This window comes from Blautia intestinihominis, assembly GCF_040096655.1.
Classification (GTDB): domain Bacteria; phylum Bacillota; class Clostridia; order Lachnospirales; family Lachnospiraceae; genus Blautia_A; species Blautia_A intestinihominis.
The window spans coordinates 13,900-39,118 of record NZ_JBBMEI010000035.1 but is presented as its reverse complement, the minus strand read 5'-3'; the positions used below and the strand labels follow the sequence as shown (position 1 = coordinate 39,118).

The 25,219-nt window shown below is 44.0% G+C and carries 23 protein-coding genes; 8 read left to right on the top strand and 15 right to left on the bottom strand.

What is annotated here, in order from left to right; genetic code table 11:
- From WMO75_RS11745 to WMO75_RS11730, 4 genes are all read left to right on the top strand, one after another.
- A partial coding sequence (locus tag WMO75_RS11745) for an IS66 family transposase (RefSeq protein WP_349078076.1) occupies nt 1-1,179 on the top strand: 1,179 nt, incomplete at its 5' end.
- Between the two features lie 182 nt (nt 1,180-1,361).
- Nucleotides 1,362-1,895, top strand: coding sequence for a DUF3877 family protein (locus WMO75_RS11740; protein WP_022214473.1), 534 nt, complete (start codon nt 1,362-1,364; stop codon nt 1,893-1,895).
- Between the two features lie 14 nt (nt 1,896-1,909).
- Entirely contained in the window at nt 1,910-2,884 is a 975-nt protein-coding gene (bsh, locus tag WMO75_RS11735) for a choloylglycine hydrolase (protein WP_022214474.1), read from the top strand.
- Between the two features lie 18 nt (nt 2,885-2,902).
- Entirely contained in the window at nt 2,903-3,127 is a 225-nt protein-coding gene (locus tag WMO75_RS11730; RefSeq protein ID WP_022214475.1) for a hypothetical protein, read from the top strand.
- Nucleotides 3,128-3,147: 20 nt separating this feature from the next.
- Here the strand turns inward: WMO75_RS11730 and WMO75_RS11725 are convergent, their stop codons facing one another.
- Both WMO75_RS11725 and WMO75_RS11720 read right to left on the bottom strand, forming a co-directional pair.
- Complete coding sequence (locus tag WMO75_RS11725; RefSeq protein WP_022214476.1) at nt 3,148-4,131, bottom strand: AraC family transcriptional regulator; 984 nt, start codon at nt 4,129-4,131, stop codon at nt 3,148-3,150.
- A 192-nt stretch (nt 4,132-4,323) separates the two neighbouring features.
- A complete protein-coding gene (locus WMO75_RS11720; RefSeq protein WP_349078075.1) occupies nt 4,324-4,872 on the bottom strand; it encodes a substrate-binding domain-containing protein in 549 nt (182 codons plus the stop codon).
- 241 nt (nt 4,873-5,113) lie between these two features.
- Between WMO75_RS11720 and WMO75_RS11715 the strand changes: the two genes are divergently transcribed.
- Genes WMO75_RS11715 through WMO75_RS11700 form a run of 4 tightly spaced genes read left to right on the top strand, consistent with a single transcriptional unit; the run spans nt 5,114 to nt 8,924 of the window.
- Nucleotides 5,114-5,326: a response regulator gene (locus WMO75_RS11715; protein ID WP_022214478.1), complete on the top strand. Its 213-nt coding sequence runs from the start codon at nt 5,114-5,116 to the stop codon at nt 5,324-5,326.
- Entirely contained in the window at nt 5,274-6,659 is a 1,386-nt protein-coding gene (locus tag WMO75_RS11710) for a helix-turn-helix domain-containing protein (protein WP_349078074.1), read from the top strand. The genes WMO75_RS11715 and WMO75_RS11710 overlap by 53 nt, the downstream gene beginning before the upstream one ends.
- On the top strand, nt 6,656-8,488 hold the full coding sequence (locus tag WMO75_RS11705) for a sensor histidine kinase (RefSeq protein WP_349078073.1): 1,833 nt from the start codon (nt 6,656-6,658) through the stop codon (nt 8,486-8,488). The genes WMO75_RS11710 and WMO75_RS11705 overlap by 4 nt, the downstream gene beginning before the upstream one ends.
- 52 nt (nt 8,489-8,540) lie before the next feature.
- Entirely contained in the window at nt 8,541-8,924 is a 384-nt protein-coding gene (locus tag WMO75_RS11700; RefSeq protein ID WP_302700713.1) for a DUF3783 domain-containing protein, read from the top strand.
- Between the two features lie 84 nt (nt 8,925-9,008).
- On the opposite strand, the gene WMO75_RS11695 is transcribed toward WMO75_RS11700, so the two are convergent.
- The 13 genes from WMO75_RS11695 to WMO75_RS11635 form a co-directional block, all read right to left on the bottom strand.
- Complete coding sequence (locus WMO75_RS11695; RefSeq protein ID WP_302700712.1) at nt 9,009-10,427, bottom strand: arabinose isomerase; 1,419 nt, start codon at nt 10,425-10,427, stop codon at nt 9,009-9,011.
- 105 nt (nt 10,428-10,532) lie between these two features.
- Nucleotides 10,533-11,936, bottom strand: a complete 1,404-nt coding sequence (rhaB, locus tag WMO75_RS11690) for a rhamnulokinase (protein ID WP_022214483.1) — start codon at nt 11,934-11,936, stop codon at nt 10,533-10,535.
- Nucleotides 11,937-12,097: 161 nt separating this feature from the next.
- Nucleotides 12,098-12,793: an L-ribulose-5-phosphate 4-epimerase gene (locus WMO75_RS11685; protein WP_022214484.1), complete on the bottom strand. Its 696-nt coding sequence runs from the start codon at nt 12,791-12,793 to the stop codon at nt 12,098-12,100.
- Between the two features lie 19 nt (nt 12,794-12,812).
- Nucleotides 12,813-13,658 carry an L-ribulose-5-phosphate 3-epimerase gene (locus WMO75_RS11680; RefSeq protein ID WP_349078072.1) on the bottom strand — a complete coding sequence of 282 codons (846 nt, stop codon included), beginning with the start codon at nt 13,656-13,658 and terminating at the stop codon, nt 12,813-12,815.
- Between the two features lie 19 nt (nt 13,659-13,677).
- On the bottom strand, nt 13,678-15,192 hold the full coding sequence (locus tag WMO75_RS11675; RefSeq protein WP_349078071.1) for an FGGY-family carbohydrate kinase: 1,515 nt from the start codon (nt 15,190-15,192) through the stop codon (nt 13,678-13,680).
- A gap of 30 nt (nt 15,193-15,222) precedes the next feature.
- Nucleotides 15,223-16,617, bottom strand: a complete 1,395-nt coding sequence (locus WMO75_RS11670; protein WP_349078070.1) for a DUF4340 domain-containing protein — start codon at nt 16,615-16,617, stop codon at nt 15,223-15,225.
- Complete coding sequence (locus tag WMO75_RS11665) at nt 16,617-18,053, bottom strand: DUF7088 domain-containing protein (RefSeq protein WP_349078069.1); 1,437 nt, start codon at nt 18,051-18,053, stop codon at nt 16,617-16,619. The genes WMO75_RS11670 and WMO75_RS11665 overlap by 1 nt, the downstream gene beginning before the upstream one ends.
- 14 nt (nt 18,054-18,067) lie before the next feature.
- Nucleotides 18,068-18,931, bottom strand: a complete 864-nt coding sequence (locus WMO75_RS11660) for an ABC transporter permease (RefSeq protein WP_349078068.1) — start codon at nt 18,929-18,931, stop codon at nt 18,068-18,070.
- Entirely contained in the window at nt 18,928-19,869 is a 942-nt protein-coding gene (locus tag WMO75_RS11655; protein ID WP_349078067.1) for an ABC transporter ATP-binding protein, read from the bottom strand. Before WMO75_RS11655 ends, WMO75_RS11660 begins: the two co-directional genes overlap by 4 nt.
- Before the next feature lie 166 nt (nt 19,870-20,035).
- A complete protein-coding gene (locus WMO75_RS11650; RefSeq protein WP_349078066.1) occupies nt 20,036-21,178 on the bottom strand; it encodes a substrate-binding domain-containing protein in 1,143 nt (380 codons plus the stop codon).
- Nucleotides 21,179-21,249: 71 nt separating this feature from the next.
- Nucleotides 21,250-22,497 carry an ABC transporter permease subunit gene (locus tag WMO75_RS11645; protein WP_349078065.1) on the bottom strand — a complete coding sequence of 416 codons (1,248 nt, stop codon included), beginning with the start codon at nt 22,495-22,497 and terminating at the stop codon, nt 21,250-21,252.
- Entirely contained in the window at nt 22,497-23,483 is a 987-nt protein-coding gene (locus WMO75_RS11640; protein WP_349078063.1) for an ABC transporter permease, read from the bottom strand. Before WMO75_RS11640 ends, WMO75_RS11645 begins: the two co-directional genes overlap by 1 nt.
- Nucleotides 23,483-24,988: a sugar ABC transporter ATP-binding protein gene (locus WMO75_RS11635; protein WP_349078062.1), complete on the bottom strand. Its 1,506-nt coding sequence runs from the start codon at nt 24,986-24,988 to the stop codon at nt 23,483-23,485. Before WMO75_RS11635 ends, WMO75_RS11640 begins: the two co-directional genes overlap by 1 nt.
- Nucleotides 24,989-25,219: the final 231 nt, after the last annotated feature.

Here is a 25,219-nt window from a genome sequence, read left to right as displayed (position 1 = left end):
AAAACAGGACGGAAACCGGGCGGTCAGCCGGGGCATCCCGGCCACCGCAGAAAAAAACAGGAACCCACACAGCCGGTTATCCTTCTTCCTGCACCGGAAAAAGTCCTGGAAGACAGTGATTTCAAAAAGACCGGCAGAACGATCATAAAACAGATGATGGGCATCCAGGTGCTCCTGAATGTGGTGGAATATCATGCAGATATTTACTACAACACAAAGACAGGTGAACGGGTGCATGCTGCATTTCCAGACGGGGTTGTGGATGAAGTGAATTATGACGGAAGTATCCGGGCATTCCTGTTCCTTCTGAACAATGACTGCTGTGTTTCTATTGACAAGAGCAGGAAATTCCTGTCAGATCTGACAGGCGGGAAACTGAATATCTCCAAGGGGATGATAAGCAAACTCAGCAGGGAGTTTGCTTTAAAAACTGTGCCTGAACGCAGGGCCACATATGCAGATATGCTGCTTTCTCCCGTCATGCATACAGACTGTACAAATGCGAAAGAAAACGGAAAAAGCTGTCATGTATACGTCTGTGCAGTACCGGATGGAAAAGTCCTGTACTTTGCCCGTGAGAAAAAAGGGCATGAAGGGATAAAAGGGACGGTCACTGAGGATTATCAGGGGATCCTTGTGCACGATCACGATGTTACTTTTTATAATTATGGAGCAGATCACCAGGAATGTCTTGCCCATGTGCTGCGATACCTGAAAGACAGCATAGAGAATGAGCCGGACCGTATCTGGAACAAAGAAATGCGTTCACTGCTACAGGAAATGATCCATTTCCGAAATGGAATCCAGCTGCCCCATAAGCCGGATCCAAAGACGATCTCCGGATTTGAAAAAAGATACCAGGCAGTACTGGAAACAGCCAGAAGAGAATACGGGGACATTCCGGCAAATGATTATTACAGAGACGGGTACAATCTATTCCTGAGAATGGAGAAATACATGCGGAACCATCTGCTGTTCCTGCATGATCTCCGGGTACCTGCCACGAATAACGAAGCCGAAAGGCTTTTGCGGAATTATAAGCGGAAACAGGCGCAGGCCGTGACATTCAGAAGTTTCGAAAGCATCGATTACCTCTGTCAATGCATGAGCATGCTTGTTTTGATGCGCCGGGAAGAACCGGCAAATATATTTGACAGAGTGTCCAGGATATTTGGATAAAGAAGACCGATGGCTCTAACTATTACCAGTTTACACCATCGGTCTTCTTAAGTCCAGCTAACCCTTGAACAGTAACTGAAATGGTTGTTTTTTATAACTATTTTCTTCTGCCGGTCTGGTAATCTCGGTGAGAATCTGGTACAATATGTTGCAGTGAATTAACTTGTTTAGGAGGTCCCATCATGGGTTATGATAAACTTGAAAGAAATTTAATCGACATCATCAAAGAAGAGCAGGCGAAGCTTGGATTTTTTAGGGAGGATATCCGTCTGTACTATCCGCTTTCTTCTCTGAATCACTTCTTTGATGCTGCTGACACTGCTGATGAGATGCAGGCACGTCTTGAAGTGCTTCCTGCTTCTATTACAGACAAACTCGGAGACATTGAGGTTTCCCACAAGGGCGACCGCTTCTGTTTCCATATTCCACAGCAGGGCACTGTCTATGTGCATAATAACACTGCCGGAAATGAATTTATCAAGGAGCTTGTCAATCTGGTCGGCAGACATGGCTGTACCATGGATGAAATCCTGGATCTGTTCCATACTCATTCTGATAATGTCATTACAGAAGAAATGGACAACGGGGAATTCGACCGCCTGATCCGCTTTGGAGACAAACCAGACGACACTTATTACTATTGTTTCAAAGACGAAGGATGCCACATCATCTACCACCGCTTCCTTCCAGAAGACTACGCTGATTTCGATTTCTGATAAGGAGATTTTTTATGTGTACTGCTGCCACTTACAAAACCAGAGATTTTTATTTCGGAAGGACTCTCGATTATGAGTTTTCCTACGGCGACCAGATCACGATCACGCCGCGGAATTACCCTTTTCATTTCCGTCATGCAGGAGTGATCGATACGCACTTTGCGATCATCGGCATGGCACATGTTGCTGAGAATTACCCGCTGTATTACGACGCCATCAACGAGAAAGGGCTCGGCATGGCAGGACTGAATTTCGTCGGAAACGCCGCCTATGCAGACGTAAAGCCAGGGCTTGACAACATTGCACAGTTTGAATTCATCCCGTGGATTCTCAGCCAGTGCGCTTCCGTCGCAGAAGTCCGCACACTTCTGGCCAGAATGAACCTGGTAAACACACCGTTCAGCAAACAGTTTCCACTGGCACAGCTCCACTGGATCATCTCCGACAAGGAGGAATCCATCACCGTGGAATCCATGTCCGACGGGCTTCATATCTACGACAATCCGGTGGGTGTCCTCACCAACAATCCACCATTTCCACAGCAGATGTTCCAGTTAAACAACTACATGCATCTGTCGCCAAAACAGCCTGCCAATACTTTTGCTGACGATCTGGCACTTTCCGCCTACAGCCGCGGCATGGGGGCACTCGGACTTCCGGGCGACCTTTCTTCTGCTTCCCGCTTTGTCCGAGTCGCCTTTACCAGAATGAACGCAAGATCCGGCGATTCCGAACTGGAAAGCGTCAGCCAGTTTTTCCATATCCTTGGCTCCGTTGACCAGCAGAGAGGCTGCTGTGAAGTTGCAGACGGCAAATATGAGATCACACTCTACACATCCTGCTGCAATGCCACCAAGGGCATCTACTACTACACCACTTACGAAAATCATCAGATCACCGCAGTTGACATGAAACGGGAAAATCTGGACAGCCGGACACTTATCTGTTATCCTGTCATTCAGGGCGAAAAGATCCATTTTCAGAATTAATCGAACAGGAGGAACCATATGAATTTCGGAGGCTTATTTCAGTTAAAAAATTCCTGGGCTGCTTTTACCAGAAATCATCCCAAATTTCCTAAATTTCTTCAGGCCGCAGGTGCTGCGATCACACCAGATACCATCATCGAGATCAAAGTGACCACACCGACCGGCAAAAAGATCGAAACCAATCTCAAAGTCAGACAGTCCGACATTGAACTTGTCAAAAACCTCGCCAACAGCGCGAAATAAAAAAAGTGAAAAGATATGGTCTACAGCCGTACCTTTTCACTTTTTTTATTTGCCACGCGAAACGCCCGTGGCGTCATATTATAACGTTCTTTAAATACCCGGTGAAAATAACTTCCATTCTCGTAGCCGACCGCCGCGATCACATCACTGATTGGCAGGTCCGTCTCACACATCAGCTCTGCCGCCTTGCTCAGACGCTTGCGCTGAAGCAGTTCTTTGAAGTTAAAACCGGTGTTTTTCCTGATCATCTTACTCAGTACATGCATCGGAAGATGAAGCTGTTCGCAGAGTTCTGTCAGGGTCGCCGTCCTGTACTGCTGCTCGATATAATCCAGTGTCGTCATGGAGATCATATTTTCATACTGGTTCGGAAGCCGCATTTCCGCATACTGCACCGATTCCAGAAGATATAGAAAGATAAGCCCCATCGTCGTCTGATTGATCCGATTCTGATCGCCCTTGCCTGTCACCAGTGAGTAGATCATATTTTCCAGAAGATTCTGGATCTGCAGCACTTCTGCCACCTTGAAATGAAGGTATTCGCCGCGCTCATCATCCTGCCGGAGCACATTTACCAGAAAATCCGCCAGCACATTGTTATTCCCCGCCATCGTATAAGCCACATCAAAAAACTCCGGAAGGATCATGAAATTGATCGCGATATCTTCTTCTCCCGCCGGCAGGATCTCATGCCTTGTAAACTGGTTCAGAAAAAGCAGTTCGCCCTGGCGGAGCACCACTTCCTTGCCGCCAATGATATTGGTAAGCTGTCCCTGACAGACATAAAGCACCTCGATAAAGTTATGGCGGTGCGACGGAAAATGCACGAACCGCGTATGTGTCCTGACCGCGATCAGCTTGCCCTCGCTGAGCATCTTGGCACTGTCCACGGTAAAATCCTTACCAGAGGTGTACAGATCCTTATCTACCTCCGCGACTCCGTCCAGGATCCGCTGTTCTTCCTCTGTGATTTTTCTTAAATGGTCCAATAAAGCCTGCTGCATATGGTATCTTCCTGCTTTCTGATCGTTACTTTTGCTGTTCCCTGCTTTTTTATATTCTAACACGTAACTTATGACGATTGCAATATCTCCCGGCTCCCGTACAACGCAGACAGGGCGAAGCCTTACGGTTCCGCCCTGTCCTTTAAGGATTTATCATATTCAGAAAAACTTTAGCTTCTCCAAACGCGCTGATTAGTACAGTTTAGCGTAGTCAGCTACGTTGTCTGGTGTAAACTGAAGTGGCTCACCAAGAACGATTTCTGTTCCTTCGTCATCAGCTGTTGTGATTGTGTATTCACCCATATCGCCAGCTGTGAATGTTTCGTCAACTGCACCAGTGATGTCACCTTTTACAAGTGCCATTGTTGCATATGCGGAAAGTTTTCCAAGACCTTCCATATCCCACAGATAGAAGTATGGGCAGGAATGTGCATCGTCATCACCTGTGTACTCAACCATTTCGGACGGAAGTCCAAGACCTGTCAGTTTGCAGGAAGATTCGTTGTCCTGAAGGTATTTAGCTGCTGCAGCGATACCAACTGTTGTAGGTGCGCAGATAACTTTCAGATCTGGGTAGTTCTGAAGAAGAGCTGCTGTCTGGTCTGTAGATTTACCAGCACCGTTTTCACCCATAAGTGCGTGAACTTCGCCAGGTTTTAACTGGAACTGTACATTGTTCAGTGCCTTAACGCCCGGGAAAATCTTTGTTATGCCTTTAAGTTCAAGAACATATTCAGACACGGCTCTTTCCTCCCTTTTCTTTAAATCTGTATTTATTGTAGCATTGGTTATTTTTTTAGGAAACGGGAAAATATTTTGAATCAAGGTAAAATATTTTCCACTTATCTGCACAAAACATCTTTCATTTTTTCTCGTAATCTTGTATAAAATATGCTAAACTGTTTTGGGGATTGTTTTCATATGGAAACAATCTTATCATAATAAACAATTTTCTTTTTTTACAAATACCAAGGAGAATATTATGAAACTACTGATTGTTGATGACGAAGAACTTACCCGTACCGGTGTGATCTCTTCGATTGACTGGGCTTCACTTGGAATCAGCGAGGTGCTTCAGGCAGACGACGGTGTGCATGGTCTGGAAACTGCACAGCTTCACAGGCCGGAGATCATATTATGCGATGTCCGCATGCCGCGCATGGACGGAATCACTATGCTGGAAAATTCTTCCTGATACCGTCCCGATCTTTATGAGCGGATACTCTGACAAGGAATATCTCAAAGCTGCGATCAAGCTGAAAGCCGTCAATTACATCGAGAAGCCTTTCCGGCTCTCTGAGATCGAGGATGCCATCCGTGAGGCAAGGGATCTCTATATCCGAAAAGTCAATTCCCGCCATGGAGAGACGCTTCATTCCATGGAAACCGCATCACGGCTTGCCCTGCAGCTTACTCTTCCATATTCACAGGATAACTCTGTGATCCGTCAGCTTTCTGATGAACTGCAGTTTACAATGAATTCTTCTACTTTTTTTACTGCTTTTATTGTAAAGACCGAATTATTTCTGGAAGCTTCCACGCCATCCATGGCTGATCTGTTTCAAAAGTTCCAGGATTTTCTGAATCCTTACCATATTACCTGCGTCTATCTCGAAAAGAAGTTTCAATATATGGTGTATTTTCTTTTTTCACAGACTCCGCCTTCCCGCCAGATCCTGACTCATGCCGGAAGTTTTCTGATGGAACACTTTGCGGAATTCGGAAGATATTCCATGGCCCGCGGAGACACTGTCTGCAGTGTTTCCAGGGCTTATCAGACCTATACATCTGCTGTCATCCTTCTGCAGAACAGTTATTTCTTTCCGGAAAATACCCTGCTTACTTCTGATGAGGATTCTGAGCTTCCAAATATTCAGAATAATATTTTTGCCTCATCACCTGCCTCCGTATTTGCCGAGGCACTGTCGAATATTGATCAGAATGCCGCATCCGCTCTGCTGGAAAAGCTTCTCCAAAGTTTTTCCAACAACTGCAAATTTCTTCAGAATCCGGTCAAAGACCTGTACTACAAGCTTTTTCTCTGTCTGGAGGATGCACGTCATCAGCAGAAGATTCCAGGTTCCGGCAATCCGGAAACTGTTGCGGAAACAATCGACAGATGTTTTACCTTCGGTGAACTTCACCAGACTCTTGTTGATAAAACAGAAGATTTTTTTAAGAAAGTTTCTGACTGTTCTCAGGAAAACCCTACTATTTTTCTGATCAGGGAATATATCAGCAAAAATTATATGAATGAAACTCTGTCTGTCAAAGATATCAGCAGTCACGTATTCCTGTCCACATCTTATGTATGTACTTTCTTTAAGAACGAAACCGGACAGACTCTGAATCAGTATCTGACGGAATACAGAATGGAAAAAGCCAAACAGCTTCTCAAAGATGCACGCTTCAAGATCTCTGATATTTCTTCACAGGTAGGCTACAGCGACGGGAATTATTTTGGAAAAAGTTTCAAGAAATATACAGGGTTTTCACCCTCCGAATACAGGGAGCGTAATCTGCAATGAATCATTTTTTTTCAAAAGTCCGTCAGAATTACGGAGATATGAAACTTGCTTCAAAATTCACTCTGATCCTGATGATCACAGTAACTGTTCCTGTCATCATGATGGCATGTTTCTTCTATGGCAAGCTTTATGATATGGTCGTATCCTATACGATCCGGCAGGAACAGGATATTTCTGCAAAAACAGCACCTATCGTTGAAGATCTTGTACAGCAGGTCATTGATGCCCACGACAGGATCACCGACCAGGATTTTTTTCAGACTCTGTTTCACCAGCCTGTGAATTCCCCATTTCGTATGTTTGAAAACACAGAGGAAATTCAGGAGTTTCAGGAATATACCAAATCTCTGATCTCTTCCGGCAAAATTTCCGGTCTTCAGATCTATATGGATTTTCCTACTTCTGTGCGGCTTTTTCAGGATGAACTGACCAGGGATTATTTTTCTCCGATGAGCAAGGCAAAAGGTACTTACTGGTATGGGATCTTTCAGGGTACCTCCGTTTCCTCTCTTTTCTGTCCTTCCTTTTATCTTGGTGATCGTGAAAAAAAATCCTATGGAGATATGGCCTACATTACTTCGACCACTTTTTATTTTCAGGGCCATGCATATCGTGCCTATATTGCGGCATATACCTCATCTGATAACTTTACAGATCTGCTCAAAGATAATCTTACTGTTGATGGAAGTGTTTCCTATATTATCAATGACCGAAATGCGATCGTTGCTTCTTCCGATCAGTCACAGTCAGGAATTTATCTTCTGGATTATGACAGTATTGAAGACTCTTTCATGTCCTCCAATAACTTTATTGAAAGAACGATCCTGGACACCACTGTTTATGCCGGATTTTATAATATCAAACAGCCCGGATGGTTTATGGTCACAGTTCTCCCTGCCGGTCCGCTGATCACTCAGAGTAATATGATCATGGTCCAGTATATCCTGATGTATCTTGCCTTTCTTGTACTGGCACTCATCCTGGCTCATTATATGTCCCGATCTATTACCAACCGGATCTCTTCTGTTATCCACCAGATGAGCAAGGTCCGAAAAGGCACCCTAAGTCCTATGGAAAGTCCCACCTACCATGATGAGATCGGTGATCTGATCGACACCTACAACTACATGAACTACATGACACGCAAAATGGATCAGCTGATGTCTGAGCAGGCAAAAGCCGCCGAGGAACTTCGACTTGCAGAATTCCACTCGCTCCAGGCACAGATTAATCCACATTTTCTTTACAATACGATGGACATGATCAACTGGCTTGCCCAGCAGGGACGGACAGCCGAAGTTTCCAGCGCGGTGCAGAGCCTTTCACGTTTTTATAAACTTACTTTAAGCAGAAAACAGAGTATCAGCACAATTGCCCAGGAAACAGAACATGCTACAATCTACCTTGAGATTCAGAATATGAGATATCACAACAGCATTGAATTTGTTTCTGACATTCCTGATGAGCTGATGGAATATCAGATTCCAAAGCTTACCCTGCAGCCACTCATCGAAAATGCCGTTCTCCATGGAATTCTGGAAAAAGACGACAAAGCCGGAACAATTGTTCTTACAGGCTGGCTTGAAGATTCTTCCATTGTTCTCCTGATCTCGGATGACGGTGTTGGAATTTCACCCGACAAACTTTCCAGCATTCTTTCCGGTGAGGGCAGCAGTTCCTCCGGCGGCACAAATATTGCAGTTTACAACACCCACCGGAGACTGCAGATCCTTTACGGTACTGATTATGGTCTCACTTATTCCAACAATCCCGGCGGCGGTACGGAAGTAGAGATTCATATTCCTGCTATCAGAAATACCACCTGCTGAACAGTTACCAGATTCCGCCAGCCAACAATTCTATAAGGAAGTGAAAATTTCAATGAAAACAGATGCACAGATTTTAATGTATAACTTTAAAGAAGATGAACGAACCAGACAGATCAGCCGATATCTTAATATTGCAGGGATTTCCTGCAAAACAGTTCCTGTAACGGATTATCTTCATCCACTGGGATATCTTTTTGGACTGACTGGCTTCTCTCCTTCGCCGCAGTTTAATCTTGGCGGCAATTTTTCTGACGAAATGCTCGTGATGCATAACTTTTCGCAGGAACAACAGACAGATTTTCTGGGATTTTTCCACAGAAACGGGCTGGCTCCGGTGGATCTGAAAGCAGTGCTTACACCGGTTACGCAGCACTGGAGTTCGTTGAAGCTTCATGGAGAGTTGTCGAAGGAGCATACGTTGATGCACAAAAAATGATTTTAAAAAAGAGAGGCTGTACATCTGCACAGTCTCTCTCTTTTTTTGAATATGAATATGTGTTTCAAATATAGATGGTTTTTGTTATCTTGTTACGATATCAACCGGAATGTTGAAGATCTTTGCAACCTTCAGAATCGTGTCGATATGTCTTCCTGTAGCAGCTGCCATATGATGTGTCGGGCCAGCTTCGCTCCAGCGGTTTACGAATTCTCTTGCGCCGCATGTGAAACGTGTTCTCATGTTGGTATCACCGAAGGAAAGGATCGGTCCTTCTTCATTTATACCTTCTGCTACAACGAATTTGAAGTGTCCGTCAGCATCCTGTGTGATTGCAAGATAAGTAACAGGACCTGTGTATGGATAGAACTGTGTCAGGTATCCACCGCCTGTTTTACCGTGGAATACCGGCACGATCTTCATAGTAGGTTTCTTATCAGAGATATCAGCATCTCCGCTTCCGGAATGTCCGATGATGCAGATATCATCGTTGAAGTCGATGGAGTACATCTCAGAAAGCTGGCCTGTACCGGAAATGGTCTTGAGAATGCTCATTGCCATAGCAACCTTCATGTCACCTTCAACAGCGCATGCTGTACCCTGTTTGATCAGCATGGAGAAGGCCGGGATCAGCATACTGTCAAGGACACCTGCCTTGCCCTGTGCAAATCCGTCATAATGTGAAGCAACCATGCTGAGATGTTCGTCTTTTACCCATTTCTCGAATGCAACAACGTATTTTGCCATATCCCATACTTTTTCGATTGTGCCGCCGTCCTCAATATCAAAAGTATCAAGAATATCCTGTGCTTTTGCACGGATTGCTTCTTCATCTGTGATATCATCAGCGATCGCCCACATTTTTTCCCAGTCAAACTGTTTGGTGTACAGGAACATTCTGTTGTACAGGTTTGTCTCATCGATGTAAAGGTCCATCATACCCGGATAAGGTCTTCCGATCTGAGCGATATTGGTATCGCGGAATCTTCTTCTTACCTGTGCAGCCTTGCACCAGTCTTCGATCTCTGCCTGAACAGCCGGATCTCCACCCTCAACTACACCTGTAATAACAGCATGTCTCTTGCCTGCTCTTTCCAGATCGGCAACTGCTTCACCTACAGCACCGCAGGCATATCCTTCACCAAGCCATGCAGCGATATCTGTGTGATCATAATCCAGTGCTTTGAGCTTCTGAACGTTCACAAGAACAACCGGAACATCAAGATCACGGATTGCAGGGAGCATATTGTAGGATGTCGCATAGGTCAGCATCTGAAGAAATACGATATCAACGTCTGCAGCACGGAATTTATCTCCGGCTTCCATAGACTGCTCTTTTGTTGTTACCATTCCTCCATCGATGATCTCTACTGTATCAGGGATTGTTTTTTTGAATGCCTCATACTGAGCTTCAAACTCAGGTACCAGTGACGGGAACTGAGGCAGGTATGCTCCTAAAGCAATAGAAAATACGCCGACTCTTGCTTTTGTGTTTACTAACATAATAAAACCTCCAATTTATTTTATTAATGTATATACTCACCTTATTCCAGGTGCATATAGCTCAATAACAGGATGATTGGGTAAAAAGTCTCCAGCTATAATCTCTCAGGCTTTGAAAATCTTGATTCCGAAAGACTCATGAATGGTTGTACGAGCCTCTTCAACAGATTTAAATTCGCCTTCCTTGATCATCTGTGCAGTGATATTTCCGATCGCAGTTGCTTCTCCAGGACCTGCATGAACTTCTTTACCTGTTGCCTTTGCTGTAAGTTCATTCAGATATCCCGCATTGGAACCACCACCAACTACATGGATACGGCTGTAAGTTCTTCCTGTAAGTTCTTCCAGTTCTTTTGCTGCTTTTGCATAGCACTCAGCAAGACTGGTGTAAATAACAGTTGCAATCTCACCCATTGTCTCCGGAACCTGCTGTCCTGTTCTGCGGCAGTAGTCCTTTACTTCTTCTGTCATATTTTCCGGAGAAAGGAAACACTCGTCATTTGCATCTACTCTGGATGGAAAATCCTTTGCTTCTTCTGCCATAGCACAGATCTCTGCAAAACTGTACTTGTCATTTACTTCATGACGAACAGACTGGATCATCCACAGACCCATGATGTTCTTGATATAACGGAAGCGTCCTGCATATCCACCCTCGTTTGTGAAGTTCAGTTCGCAGCTCTTTGGTGAACAGTCCGGAGTTTTTCTTTCGATTCCCATCAGGGACCATGTTCCGGAACTGATATAGATAAAATCATCATCGTTTGCCGGTACTGCAAGGACTGCGGATCCTGTATCATGTGTTGCCGGTGCGACAACTTCTACGTCAAAGCCGACTTCTTTCTGAAGTTCTTCTGTCAGATGTCCTACACTTGTGCCAGGCATGATCAGTTTCTGGAAAATTCTTCTCGGATATCCCAGTTTGTCGATGATCTCATAATCCCAGTCTTTTGTCTGTGCATTTACCATCTGGCCTGTTGTAGCCTCTGTGTACTCACAGGTCTTCTGTCCTGTCAGAAGGAAGTGGAAGTAATCCGGTACATGAAGAAGAGTTTCTGCCTGCTCCAGATATTCCGGATGTTTTGTCTTAACTGCCATCAGCTGGTATATCGTATTGTAAATAGCTTTCTGGATACCTGTTCTTGCATACAGTTCTTCAACCGGAATTAACTTGTAAACTTCCTCATCCATTCCCTCTGTACGATGGTCACGGTATCCAACTGTGTTACCAAGTACCTTGTCATCTTTATCAAGAAGAACGAAGTCAACACCCCAGGTATCAACGCCCATGCTTACCGGAATCTTGCCAATCTCTTTACATTTCTTGAGACCTGCAACGATTTCTTTGAAAATACGGTCAAATTCCCAGCAGAGTTCTCCATCCTTCTTGACCATACCATTCTCAAAACGATGAATCTCCTCGAGCTCCATTCTGCCATTCTCCATGTGTCCAAGGATCAGACGTCCACTGGATGCTCCCATGTCTACTGCTGCGTAATACTTAGTCATTGTAAAAACCTCCTAAATGTTTTTCTTTTATACAGCAAATTTCTTTGTGCAAACTGCTGTATATCCCTTCTCGTTTTCTTCTTAATAATAACATAATACAACAAGGTTCTTCAAGTGTGAAGAACCTTGTTTGTTTAAAAAAGTGTCTTTATTTGCAATTGTTATTTTACAATCTGCCCGTAATAAGCGTTTGCGCCGTGCTTTCTGTAATAATGTTTATCCTGAAGTTCCTGTGGTGCCGGTTTTACCTGCGGATTGATAAGTTCACAGCGAGATGCCATTTTGGCAACTTCCTCAAGTACAACTGCATTATGTACTGCCTCATGAGCATCTTTGCCCCAGGTGAATGGTCCGTGGTTTTTGCAGAGTACTGCAGGAACTGCCTCGTAATCTTTGTCCTTAAAGTAATCAGCAATCAGCACTCCTGTATTTTTCTCATATGCCTCGTCGATTTCTTCTTTTGTGAGGTTTCGCACACAAGGTACTTCTCCATAGATGTAGTCTGCATGTGTGGTTCCATAGCATGGAATGCCTCTTCCTGCCTGTGCCCAGCTTGTTGCCCAGGAAGAATGTGTATGTACGATTCCACCGATGTTCGGAAATGCATTGTACAGTACAACATGTGTTGCGGTGTCAGAGGACGGATTGTATTCGCCTTCTACTTTATTTCCCTGAAGGTCAACAACAACCATATCTTCCGGTTTGAGCTTATCGTAATCCACACCGCTTGGTTTAATTACAAAAAGTCCTTTCTCACGGTCGATGCCACTGACATTTCCCCAGGTAAATGTCACCAGCCCATATTTCGGCAGGTCCATATTTGCTTTGTAAACTTCTTCTTTTAATTTTTCTAACATTGTTCTTTCCTCCTGAATTTTATTTCTGAGCATCCAGTATCGGACACATCATTTTTACTGCAGCATTAAGATCTTTTTTCCATTCCGGATTTCCTGTGTACCAGAATTCCGTCACAAATCTACGTACTCCCAGATCCCAGGCCTTCTTTATTGCCGCCTCAAAATCCACATGTCCGGTTCCATACGGAATTTCTCTGAATTTTCCAGGGACAGTCTCCTTAAGATGAAGAGAAGTCAGATTTCCTCTGCCCAGTTCCATATCCTCCAGTACATCTGACTTGTAAAGAACCGCTGCATTAGTGAGATTTCCGATATCCGGATAGACTTTAAGATAATTGGAGCCACACAGTGTTACATATTTCATGGCTTTCTCAACCGTATTCATAAATTCATTTTCCATCGTCTCAAGTCCGATGAGCACGCCGGTCTTTTCTGCCAGTCTTGCAGCCTTTCTCAGATTTTCAAGAAATCTGTGTTTTGTCTCCAGTGTTGATTCCTCATAATAGACATCATATCCCGGGATCATCACAACACGGATTCCAAGATCATCTGCCAGCTGAAGTGATTTTTCCAGGATCGCCATTCCTCTTGCACAGCATGCTTCATCACTGCTTCCGATCGCATATTTGGTAAGTGCACTGACACACATTGTCCGGATCGGAATTCCGGTCTCATACATGGTTTTTACAAGTTCCAGGCGTGATTCTCTGTCCATATCCAGCCGGGCGATTTTTTCTTCTGTTGCATCAATACTGATTTCAACATAATCATAGCCTGCTGCCTTTGCCGCCTCCAGTCGTTCTTTCCATGTCAGCGTACCCGGCATTGCCTTTTCATACAGTCCAAGCTCATATGCCTTACTCATTCTGTGGTTTCTCCTTTTCCTAGTTTCTGAAATACTTCCACGCACCATTCAGTCCGTCAATCACCGCACGGTATGCCGCATATTTTTCTTTGTAGATATCTGCATATTCCGGTCTTGGCTGTATTGTCTTGGTGATCTTCACTGTACGTCTCATTGCATCCTGATAATCTTTGTAGATTCCTGCTGCAATACCGGCTGCCATCGCCGCACCCTGTGCGCCGAGTTCCTTATCCTCGATCACATCGATTGGAAGCTGAAGTGCGTCTGCAAAAATCTGTACCCATACATCTGAATTTGCAGCGCCTCCGGAAAGTCGTACACTCTTCGGACGTTCACGGTTTCTCAGCAGTTTGTTGACATGGGTCACATGGGAGAAAACAATTCCCTCATAAACTGCACGAAGCATATGTTTCTTATTATGGTAAGCAGTCAGGCCTACAAAGGTTCCCTTTGCCAGTGGATCTTCGTTGGAGCCGTTCAGGAATGGAAGGAAGATGATATTGTTGTCCTGCGGCTCGGTAGAAGCTACCCACTCATTGGTGATATCGTATACGGAGCCTCCGTTTTCTTTCGCTTCTGCTTTTTCATAACTCATAAGATTGCGGATGAACCACTCCATATTTCCGGCAGATGTCGGGCTGCTCTCCTCGATCAGATAATATCCCGGCATGCAGAACAGAGAATTCAGTGCAACTGTGCCGTTTGTCACAGGTTCTTTCGAAATATACTCGTTGATACTCCAGGTTCCGGCCACCATACACATCTGTTCTTCATCAGAAAGTCCGGATGCGATTCCGCATGCGTTGATATCAAACATACCTGCAGCTACCGGGATTCCCTCCGGAAGACCGGTCTTCTCACTCGCTTCTTTTGTCACATGTCCACAGATATCGGCAGCGTTGCGAAGCGGCGGAAGCTTGTCGTAGCATTCTTCCAGATCAAAAAGCTTCATCAGTTCACGGTCATGTTCGTGTGTGATCATATTGACAAGATTTGATCCGGAACAGTCTGTGTATTCACTGTATGCCTCTCCTGTCAGCATGTAACGGATATAATCTTTTACTGCAAAGATATACTGTGTTCTCTCAATGACTTCCGGCATATTTTCTTTGAACCATGCCAGGATGCTTACCGGCTGTACTGCCAGAATGTCCTGCAGGGTTTTTTCATAAACCTTTTTGTCAGTGCCATCCTCATGCCATCTTTTGACCTGTGCCCAGGCTCTTGTATCCGTAGAAATGATTCCGTTATAGGAAGGCTTTCCATCATAGCCTACCATGTACAGACCTTTTCCATGTCCTGAGAAAGAAACCCCTGCAATGTCCTTTGGATCGATATTACTCTTCTCGATCGCATTACGTACAGCCTGTGCATTTACCTCCCAGAGTTCATCCATATCCCTTTCTGTATAACCTGGCTTCGGAGTGATCGTCACAGTCGGTACACTGGCCACAGAAATCTGCTTTCCGTCTTCATCAAAGAGCGCTGCCTTTGAAAAAGTACCCCCATTGTCAATCCCCATTAAGTATTTCATGCCATACCTCCTCTTTTTATATATGATTTTTTATTTTAATTCTTCCAGAAGTCTGTCCAGCTTCTCTGTCATTGTCTTTACATACAGTTTATTTGTATGTGCTGCTTTTGTGCCATCCTCATAGATGACCGTGTAGAAATTCTGGTCTTCTTCATAATATGTAATTTCTTTCTTTGAACCATCCGTCAGTGTATATACAAGCTTCAAAGCCTCATCCCCGGTTTCTTCCGGCACGCTCTCCAGACGTTCCTGGGCGGTCACACTGACACATGCATAGTAGAAATCTGTAAATAATTTTTCATCCACTTCCTGCTCATCTACAAGCCATTTTACTGACTCCAGACCACCCTTTGTCGTCTGTGTTTCTTTTCTGAGCACATGCGTTGCACCCTCTCTTGTAACTTCAAGTTTATCAAGATCTCCAATCGAAACAAAGCTGTATGTCAGGCTCCAGTAAGAAGATGCACTGGATTTCAGAAGGTCTGTCAGATACTCTCCACGAATCGTATGAATCTCCGGAAGTTCATTCAGTCTTGCATAATAGTTGCCGTTTTCATCCTCATCGCCTACGGAGAGCTCAAACTCTTTTGCTTCTTCTCCGTCTTTGTATTTTACGGTGAGTACCATCTGCGGATCGTCTAATCCATATTTTACATAATCGGAACAATTGTATTCAAGATCCTGATACCAGATAATATTGGACACATTATCCTGGACCATGCCAACCAGATTCAGATTTGCAAGCTGGCTTTCTCCCTCTTCATCCTCCACCGTACACTGGTCATCCCCTGTCATGATAAGGACATAAGAATCTTCTGCCTTGTCCACATCAAACTCTGTCATCGTTTCCGGTTTTACCTTCGGAAAATCTGTATAGGCTGCAAAATCCTGCAGCTTACCTGCGAAATCCGAGTCAAAGGCAGTTTTTGTCATATAAACCTTATCTGATTTTTCTTCTGTCTGGAAGTACAGTTCATGCGTGGACGTATTCTTATCTCCGATATACAAATCCTTCTCTGTTCCGTCAGAAAGTGATATCTGAATCGTATTTGCCGGTTCTTCCAGTCCGAACTGCGCCAGGTCCCCCCTTGCGTCCAGCTCTCTGGTACAGCTCACAGAAGAAATATCTGCAAGCAGCTTCTGGATCTTATTTTCATTCATCTGAAATACAGAGTCATCCGGACAGATCCAGGTGTCATTCTTTTTTTCAAAGGTCAGTATCCCGTCGTCACCGCTGAAAGAAATACTGCTCACTTCATCCGTGTCTGTCTCAAACACAACAGATGCCGCAGCCTCTTCCTGCTCTTTCTGGCTCTCTGCCTCTTTTTGTTTATCTGAGTAACGCAGAAGAAACAGATAGGCCAGTCCTGCAAGGATGACCAGGATCAGTGCAATGACCAGTTTTTTTATTTTTTTTCCATCCATCAGCGCTTTCTCCTTGATGCCCAGACTGCCAGTCCTGCAATAATAAACAGAAGTGGAAGTGTAAATACACAGATCGCTGTCCATATATTTGCTGCCCGGTCTGTCAGTGTCAGATATTTGACCTGAAGGCTCTTGGTCTGTACTGCTGCTGAAGTTTTTTCTCCATTGCAGAGGTAATTTACAGTTCCGCCGAGAAGCTGTGCATTGCTTCCGGATACAGCCTGATTATAATTGGATTCCAGTAAATATCCTGTACTGTAATAGACAATCTCCGTATCAGCCTCATCATCGTTGTTCGTATCTTCCTGGATCAGCATACCGATCGTAAACGGACCGCTCTTATCTCCCTTTTCCTTCTCAGAGGTTGTCATGTTTTCCACATCTTCTTTGCTGTAGGATGCATCAGAAGTCGTCAGAAGCGGCTGATAGGTGATGGAATCTCTGTGTGAATCCGAAGTAAGGATTCCCTGGCTCATCGGTGCCAGAACAGAACCATTGCCATATACATTTTCGGTAATTGCCGAATAACTGATATCCGGAACCAGACAGTACTGATAAGACATATATTTATCAGAGCTGCCTTCCAGGATGATTCCTTTTTCTCTTTCAACTCCATAATTTGCGAGGATGGAGTCAAAATTCGGCATATCCTCTACGGTATAATTTGAGAAAATAATTGCTTTGCCTCCGTCTTCCAGATAATCAATGATCTTCTGTGCTTCTTCCTCAGAATAATCTACCGTTGGCGTATTGATAAGAATTGCATCTGCATCATCCGGAACCTTATCTGTGGTCATCAAATTCAGCGTCAGTGGATTTACATTATCCTTGGAGATCACATCTCCAAATGCACTTCCAAGTGCTGTCTCACCGTTTCCGCTTAAGATATACAGATTCGGGATGTCTTTGGCTGTCACATAATCTACAGCACTTGTTATCATTCCCTCGCCGTCAAATCCGGTCTTTACATAACTGTAAGTATTATAGTTCATGCTCTCCACATACATGGAATCCGCATTCACTACCTTGCTCACATCACCGCTGACCGCGATCACACTGTTATTCGCAACATCTTCCTGGGTATATTTGGAAGTAAATCCCGGATACAGTGCCGGATCGATCTGCTCTACCTTAATGTGGGAGGATGCAGACTCATAACGGTCCAGAAGCTTCTGGATCGTGTCGTCTTCTTTTCCTCCTTCACAGATATAATAAAGTTCCACATCCTGATCCAGGTTTTTGAGTATTCCTGTCGTAGTATCGGTCAGTGTATACAGTTTTGCGTTGCTGAAATCAAACTGGGTTACTTTGACCGGAAGATGATTCACGATCAGATTCACTATGATCAGTCCTGCCAGAAGCAGTACGGTAAGCAAAATACTGTAAGAGCCGTTTATCAGAATTTTGCTGTTCTGTTTGTTGTCTTTATTCTTCATGTCGTCCCTACCTCCTAGTTCCAGCGTCTTTTTGCAATCGTCTGAACTGTCAGGAACAAAAAGAAAACAATAACAGATACATAGTACACGATCGCGGATATATCCAGAATACCGTCAAAGAAATTTGTCAGCCTTCCATTCATATAAAATACAGACAGAACCTTGCGGAAGCTTCCTTCCAGAAGAGATGCTTTTGCAAAATAAACTACCTGGAGTACCACTTCCAGAAGCACGCCTGCCCCGATCACGACCTTGAGATTTCCGATCATATTATAGACCAGGGCCATCACAAGAACGATCACTACCGTAAATGCACTCACAGATGCGATTGCAGTATTGGGAACCATTTTGCCGATCGTGTTCATCAGATAGCAGACCAGCAGAGTTCCGAATGTCATAACCGCTGAGATCACCGGATTTTCTGTGACCGATGAGAAAAATACTCCAATTGCAATATTAGCACATCCGAGGAGATAGAATCCAAGAATTGAAAAATATGCTGCCGGAAGGTTTACTGAACCAAACATAGTAAGGATCAGAGGATAAATACAGATGATCAGCATCGGAATGGTAAACAGAACTACAACTGCCAGATATTTACCGATCACAATGTCTTTTACTGTCATTGGCAATGTAAGTAATAACTGGTCTGTTTTCTGTTTTTTCTCCTCTGCCAGAACACGCATCGTCAGGATTGGAACAAATACCAGAAAAATAAACTGAACATTCTGAAGTACCAGTTCAAATCTCGGCGAAGCAAGATTCAGATTCTGATAGGCAAAATACAGGCTTACGACTGCCAGCATAAATGCAACAAACACATATCCGATCATTGAGATCCGATAACTTCTTAATTCTTTTCTACATACAGCGATCATGCTCTTCCCTCCTCAGTAATTTCAAGAAAGATGTCTTCCAGCGACATTCCTGCCCTGCTGATCTCAAGAAGCGGGATTCCTGCCTCTGCAAAACGGAAGAATAACTGTTTTCTGTAATCCGCCTGATCCTGTACTTTCAGCTGGAACCTGTATGTCTCAGCTTCTTCTGCTTCTTTCATATTAGCGATACTGAGTGCCGGGAATTCACGCAGGATATTCTGGATCTTTTCCAGTTCTCCCTGTGCACTCAGACACAGGATATCCTGTCCCTTAAACAGTTTTTCCAGATTTTCTGTACTGTCACTCACTACCAGATGTCCCTTGTTGATAATGACTACATGATCACACACTGCTCCGATCTCAGAGAGAATATGCGAGCTTATCAGAACGGTGTGATCTTCTCCCAGCTGCTTTATCAGTGTGCGGATCTCTATGATCTGCTTCGGATCCAGTCCGACGGTAGGCTCATCAAGAATAATGATATCCGGATTTCCGATCAGTGTCTGTGCAATTCCGACTCTCTGTTTATATCCTTTGGAAAGATTTTTGATCAGTCGGTCCTTCATATTGGTTATCATCACTTTTTCCATGGCATCCGTGATCATGGATTTTCGTTCTGATCTCGGAACACCCTTGAGATCTGCCACTGTGAACAGATACTCCCAGACTGTCATGTCCATATACAGCGGGGGAATTTCCGGAAGATATCCAATATGTTTCTTGGCCTCTTCTGCTTCTTTAAAAATATCATGTCCTTCAATAATGACTTCCCCTGATGTCGCGGCAATGTAGCCGGTCATTATATTCATTGTAGTTGATTTTCCGGCACCATTTGGTCCTAACAGGCCATAGATCTTTCCTTTTTCAAGTGAAAAACTGATGTCCTGTACGGCAAAATGATCTCCGTATTTCTTTGTAAGATTTCTAACTTCAATCAAGATATTCCCTCCTGTTGATCAAACTCTTCCCCAATTATAATACATTATCAGAAAATATGCCACTGTTGTCCCTGGTATGTATAAAAGAAAAGGCGTCCGCCCGCGGGCGAACGCCTTCGTTATCGCATTTCTACTTTCTTTCTATTAAACAGAACTGCAATACAGATTAAAGTTTGTCAACCCACTCTGCCATGTTGTCTTTGTAGAATACATAAGGCTGACCTGTGAGAACGCCTGTGCCACCATCGCCATTGTCTTCAGCGGTGAATGTCTCAGCTTCATATTCGCCCCAAGCTTCCATATCAACAGTTGATCCTTCGGCTCCATCGAATCCGTCGTTCTGAACTGCCATCTGGATAGCTGCTGTAGAAGCTCCAAGATGAGATACATCCCACAGCATCATGTATGGGCAAACAAATGAGAACTCATCATCATCTGCTGTAGCCGGCATGTAGTTCTTCATTTCTGAAGGAAGTCCAAGACCTGTCAGTTTGATATCAGATTTAGCCTGTGTAAGAACTTCACCTGCTGCTGCGATACCAACTGTTGTTGGGGAGATGATTGCATCTACATTGTTCTCAGCCAGGAATGCCTGAGCCTGTGTAGTAGATTTTGTTGCTTCGTCATCACCATATTTCTTGTTGAGTTCCGGGCTTACTTTGCCTTTGTAGATGTCTTTCTGAAGTTCCTGCTCCATAACTGCGATCCAGCTATTCTGTACAGGTGTATCGATACCAGCGGAAAGAACACCAAGTCTGATCTCGTCTCCGTCGTAATCAGCGAGAGCTGCCTCTACAGTTTTTTCCATTGTTACGTCTTCCGGATCATAAGCTACGCCAAGAACCTGAAGAACTGCTGCACGAACCTGCATAGCTCCGATATCTTCTGTGGATGCCTGATTGTTGTGAGTTACACGGTAATCAGCAGATGCAGAAGAGTCAACGGATACGATCGGAACACCCTTTTCCTGAGCTTTTGCAAATACTTCATCAAATCCTGTATCACCATTTGTAGAAATGGAGATGGATTTGCATCCCTGAGTAATTGCTTCGTCAATGAGCTGTACCTGAGCTGCTACAGTTGTTTCAGCCGGTGATTTCTCGGTGCAGTTTTCCCCAACCTGCTCCATATAAGATGAGAAACCTTCATACATGATAACACCAAATGCGTTACCTACGGATTTGAACATAAATACGTGGGAACCAGATACATCTGATGTGTTACCTGCTGCGGAAACTGCTGCCGGAGCTGCCAGCGCCATTGTTGTTGCGAGGCCCATAGCCATTGCCTTTTTGAGATTTTTCTTCATGAAACACTTCCTCCTTTTTTTATATATATAAACATCTTTGTGTTTATATTTTGTAGTTCAGACAGGTAAGATTATTTAAAACGCTCTTTTGCTTTCTTTGCGTTTTCCTGCTGTTCTGCCCACCACTGAGCAGATTTCTCTTTACATTCTTTCTGAGCTGCTTCGATCTTCTTATTGAGTTTCTCGATCTGAGCTGCCTTGTCAGATGCATTGCCTTTTTCAAGTTCTTTGATCTGTTTCTTCATATTTTTAACAGCAGCTGCTGTTCTGTCATTGATTGCTTCAATGTTCTTATTATTATGATAGAACAGTCTCAGCTTGATATCCTTGATCATCTGTTTGTTGATCGTAGAGATCAGGATCGTAACGATAAGGATGACACCGATAACGATCTTCTTGGTGTTCGGGTCGATACCCATAAGTCCAAGTGCGTATGTAAGGAAAGCCATGATGAAGGTCGCGATGATCGGTCCCCACATCTTACCTTTACCACCGTTAGTGGAAACACCACCTAATACGGCGCAGGCGATCGCTGTCATTTCGTATCCTGTACCCATGGAAGAGGAAAGACCTCCACCCATACGTCCTACGAAGAAGATAGAACCGATACCAGCCATGAATCCCATAAGGATGAATACTTCCATTTTGACTTTCTTAACGCTGATACCAGAGTAGTTTGCACATGTCGGGTTGTTACCAACGATGTAAACTTTACGTCCAAATGGTGATTTGTGAAGAACGAAGATGAAGATAGCACCCATGATAAGGAAGAGTACCATACTCAGCGGAATGATTCCACCGATGTTCATCCATCCAATCTTGTTGTACCAGGATGGGAAATTCTTGAGGGAATTCTCACCCAGGACGATCTCTACAATACCTCTGAATAACATAGAGGTAGAAATTGTTGTGATAACGGCCGGCATTTCAAGAAATGCAACACAGAATCCGTTGAAAACACCGCAAATCATACAAACTAAAATTCCTGCGATAACACAGATCAGTGACGGAAGTCCTTTGTCCATCAGAAGTCCTGTTACCATTCCACCCAGAATCATCTGAGCTGCTACTGATACATCAATGTCACCAAGCAGAAGGATGAATACCATACCAAGTACAAGCGGAGAAACATCCAGACCTGCATTGATCATTGACTGAACTGTACCGTGGGTAAAATAAAGATCCGGTTTGATGATTGCCAACAGTACATTGATTAAAATCATGATATATACGAGAATCATTTCCCATTTGACAAGGAATTTCTTTAATACGAAACCTTCCTTGACACTGAGGTCTCTGTCATAATTACTTCCTGGCATTAGATCAACGCACTCCTTTCTTTGAGAGCCTGTCTCTTAGCGGACTGCTCAGTAAAGTAGTTAATTGCAACGGCAACGATGATAATTCCACCCTGAAGTGCTTTCTGCCATACACTCATACCAGGAATCATACTGATGAAATATGTGACTACAGACATGATCAGCGCACCGATCGCAACACCATCCATACGTCCTTTACCACCGGTGATGGATACACCACCAAGAACACAGATAGCGATCGCGGTCATCTCGAAACCGTCTGCCATTCCATAATAACCAATTGCATAGTTTGCAGTATAAAGCATACCAGCAAGACCTGTTACTGCACCACAGATCACGAAAGAATAAAATGTTACGTTAGGCTCTTTGATACCAGCAACTGCTGCTGATTCGCGGGAAGTACCGATCGCATAGATTCTACGTCCTGCGGAAGTATATCCAAGGAACAGACCAGCTACAACGATCAGGACGATCGTGATCCAGAGCAGGATCGGAAGTCCAAGGAACTGGCCAATCGCAAAAGTACGATATCCGTTCAGCTCTTCGTACTGAGCAGCGAACCACCACTGGCCGCCGGATACTACGAATGCAAGACCACGGAAAATGTACATGGTACCAAGAGTACAGATCATAGGTACCATATGAAGGTATCCAACAAGGAAACCATTCAGGGCTCCGCAAAGTCCGCCGAGAACGATTGCGAATAATACCCATACGATTCCAGGGATTCCCGGATGGCTGCATGCAAGTGTAGTACAGGAAATACCAACAAATGCAAGCTGGGAAGCGATGGAAATATCGATACCGCCTGTAAGAATAACCATCATTTCAGCAATCGCAAGGAGTGCATAGATCGTGTTATTCTGTAACATACTGATCAGAGATGAAGCGGTAAACATACCCGGTGTAAGGAAGCGGGCGATCACCAGCAAAATGATCAGAACTACGATCAATCCGGTGTTTCTGGATTTTAATAACTTTTTCATTATTTATGCCCCTCTCTTTCTTTCAGAGATGCTTCAAGCAGCATTTCCTGAGTTACAGAACCCATCTCGCTGAACTCTCCGGTCACACGACCACTCTTCATTACGACAACTCTGTCTGCAACACCAAGAACCTCAGGCATTTCGGAAGATACCATGATGATACCATATCCTCTGCATGCCAGATCGTTCATAATCTCATAAATAGAATATTTTGCACCAACGTCGATACCCTTTGTCGGCTCATCCATAATCAGGACTTTCTGATCAGAACTCAGCATCTTGGCAACAACGACTTTCTGCTGGTTACCACCTGACAGTGATGACGGCGGTGCTGTGATGTCGTTTGCTTTCAGCTGGATCTTCTTACACAGAGTGATCGCATTTTCCATTTCTTTATCAACATCCATCTGTCCGCCTTTGACGAACTGTTTCATGGATGCGGAAGATACGTTCTGGTAAATCGGAAGTTCATTGACAAGACCCTGTGTCTGTCTGTTTTCCGGAAGAAGACCGATTCCAAGGTTCAGAGCATCAATCGGGCTCTTGATATCTACTTTCTTACCTTCGAGACGGATCTCTCCGCTGTCCGGATGCATGATTCCGTAAATAGTCTCACAAACCTCTGTACGTCCTGCACCTACCAGACCGGTAAGAGCAAGGATCTCACCTTTACGTACATTGAAAGAAATATCTTTGAAGTATCCTTCTTTGCTGATCTTGTCGACTTCGAGTACCACATCACCGATCTTGGCTGTTTTTTCCGGATACATGGAATTCAGCTCACGACCAACCATCGCTTTAACCAGATCTGCGTTTGTGATCTTGTCAACGTCCCAGGAACCAACATATGTAGAGTCACGGAATACGGTAACTCGGGTAGCCAGTTCATACATATCTTCAAATCTGTGTGTGATAAAGATAATGGAAACTCCCTTATCTCTCAGGTCTTTGGCGATACGATATAACTGAAGACATTCATTTCTTGTAAGAGAAGCGGTAGGCTCATCCATGATCAGGATTCTCGCATCACAGGAAAGTGCCTTAGCGATCTCTACCAGCTGCTGCTCTGCAACAGATAAGTTACCCATTGGTTTGTTTACGTCGATTTCTGCACTCAGCGGATCGATCAGTTCCTTCGCACGCTGTCTCATTGTCTTCCAGTCATAGAAGCCAAATTTATTCTTAATTTCCCTTCCCATAAAGATGTTCTCTGTAACAGTCAGGTCCGGGAATGCGGTTACATGCTGATAAATAGCTGCAATACCAAGTTTTGCCGAGTCCATAGTGTTTCTTAATGTTACCTGTTCACCATCCAGAAGCATGATTCCACTGTCAGGCTGATGTACACCGGTAATGACTTTAATGAACGTAGATTTACCTGCTCCGTTTTCTCCCATCAGAGCATGAATCTCGCCTCTTTTTAACTGAAAGTGAACTCCATTCAGAGCTTTAACTCCACCAAATGTTTTTACTACATCTTTCAGTTCCAAGATATACTCACTCATTTTGTGTCTTACTCCTCCCTTTCTTTCTTCGTTTTTCGAACTGCGGTGCGTTCTCTATGTATCTGATTCTATACAAAATACAGGGTTTTTCAATATATAAAATTGCTTTACAGATATCAAAAATTTCGTTTTTAGCACTTTTTTATGTTTTATAGCAAAAAATGCCTTTTCTTTTGAATATCTTTACTGCATTTTGTCATGATCTCAGGTTTTCCTTTATCAATATTGCCA

Coding starts and splice junctions, on each gene's coding strand:
- WMO75_RS11740 (WP_022214473.1), top strand. CDS start 1,362: ATGGGTTATGATAAACTTGAAAGAAATTTAATCGACATCATCAAAGAA.
- bsh (WP_022214474.1), top strand. CDS start 1,910: ATGTGTACTGCTGCCACTTACAAAACCAGAGATTTTTATTTCGGAAGG.
- WMO75_RS11730 (WP_022214475.1), top strand. CDS start 2,903: ATGAATTTCGGAGGCTTATTTCAGTTAAAAAATTCCTGGGCTGCTTTT.
- WMO75_RS11725 (WP_022214476.1), bottom strand. CDS start 4,131: ATGCAGCAGGCTTTATTGGACCATTTAAGAAAAATCACAGAGGAAGAA.
- WMO75_RS11715 (WP_022214478.1), top strand. CDS start 5,114: ATGAAACTACTGATTGTTGATGACGAAGAACTTACCCGTACCGGTGTG.
- WMO75_RS11710 (WP_349078074.1), top strand. CDS start 5,274: ATGTCCGCATGCCGCGCATGGACGGAATCACTATGCTGGAAAATTCTT.
- WMO75_RS11705 (WP_349078073.1), top strand. CDS start 6,656: ATGAATCATTTTTTTTCAAAAGTCCGTCAGAATTACGGAGATATGAAA.
- WMO75_RS11700 (WP_302700713.1), top strand. CDS start 8,541: ATGAAAACAGATGCACAGATTTTAATGTATAACTTTAAAGAAGATGAA.
- WMO75_RS11695 (WP_302700712.1), bottom strand. CDS start 10,427: ATGTTAGTAAACACAAAAGCAAGAGTCGGCGTATTTTCTATTGCTTTA.
- rhaB (WP_022214483.1), bottom strand. CDS start 11,936: ATGACTAAGTATTACGCAGCAGTAGACATGGGAGCATCCAGTGGACGT.
- WMO75_RS11685 (WP_022214484.1), bottom strand. CDS start 12,793: ATGTTAGAAAAATTAAAAGAAGAAGTTTACAAAGCAAATATGGACCTG.
- WMO75_RS11680 (WP_349078072.1), bottom strand. CDS start 13,658: ATGAGTAAGGCATATGAGCTTGGACTGTATGAAAAGGCAATGCCGGGT.
- WMO75_RS11675 (WP_349078071.1), bottom strand. CDS start 15,192: ATGAAATACTTAATGGGGATTGACAATGGGGGTACTTTTTCAAAGGCA.
- WMO75_RS11670 (WP_349078070.1), bottom strand. CDS start 16,617: ATGGATGGAAAAAAAATAAAAAAACTGGTCATTGCACTGATCCTGGTC.
- WMO75_RS11665 (WP_349078069.1), bottom strand. CDS start 18,053: ATGAAGAATAAAGACAACAAACAGAACAGCAAAATTCTGATAAACGGC.
- WMO75_RS11660 (WP_349078068.1), bottom strand. CDS start 18,931: ATGATCGCTGTATGTAGAAAAGAATTAAGAAGTTATCGGATCTCAATG.
- WMO75_RS11650 (WP_349078066.1), bottom strand. CDS start 21,178: ATGAAGAAAAATCTCAAAAAGGCAATGGCTATGGGCCTCGCAACAACA.
- WMO75_RS11645 (WP_349078065.1), bottom strand. CDS start 22,497: ATGCCAGGAAGTAATTATGACAGAGACCTCAGTGTCAAGGAAGGTTTC.
- WMO75_RS11640 (WP_349078063.1), bottom strand. CDS start 23,483: ATGAAAAAGTTATTAAAATCCAGAAACACCGGATTGATCGTAGTTCTG.
- WMO75_RS11635 (WP_349078062.1), bottom strand. CDS start 24,988: ATGAGTGAGTATATCTTGGAACTGAAAGATGTAGTAAAAACATTTGGT.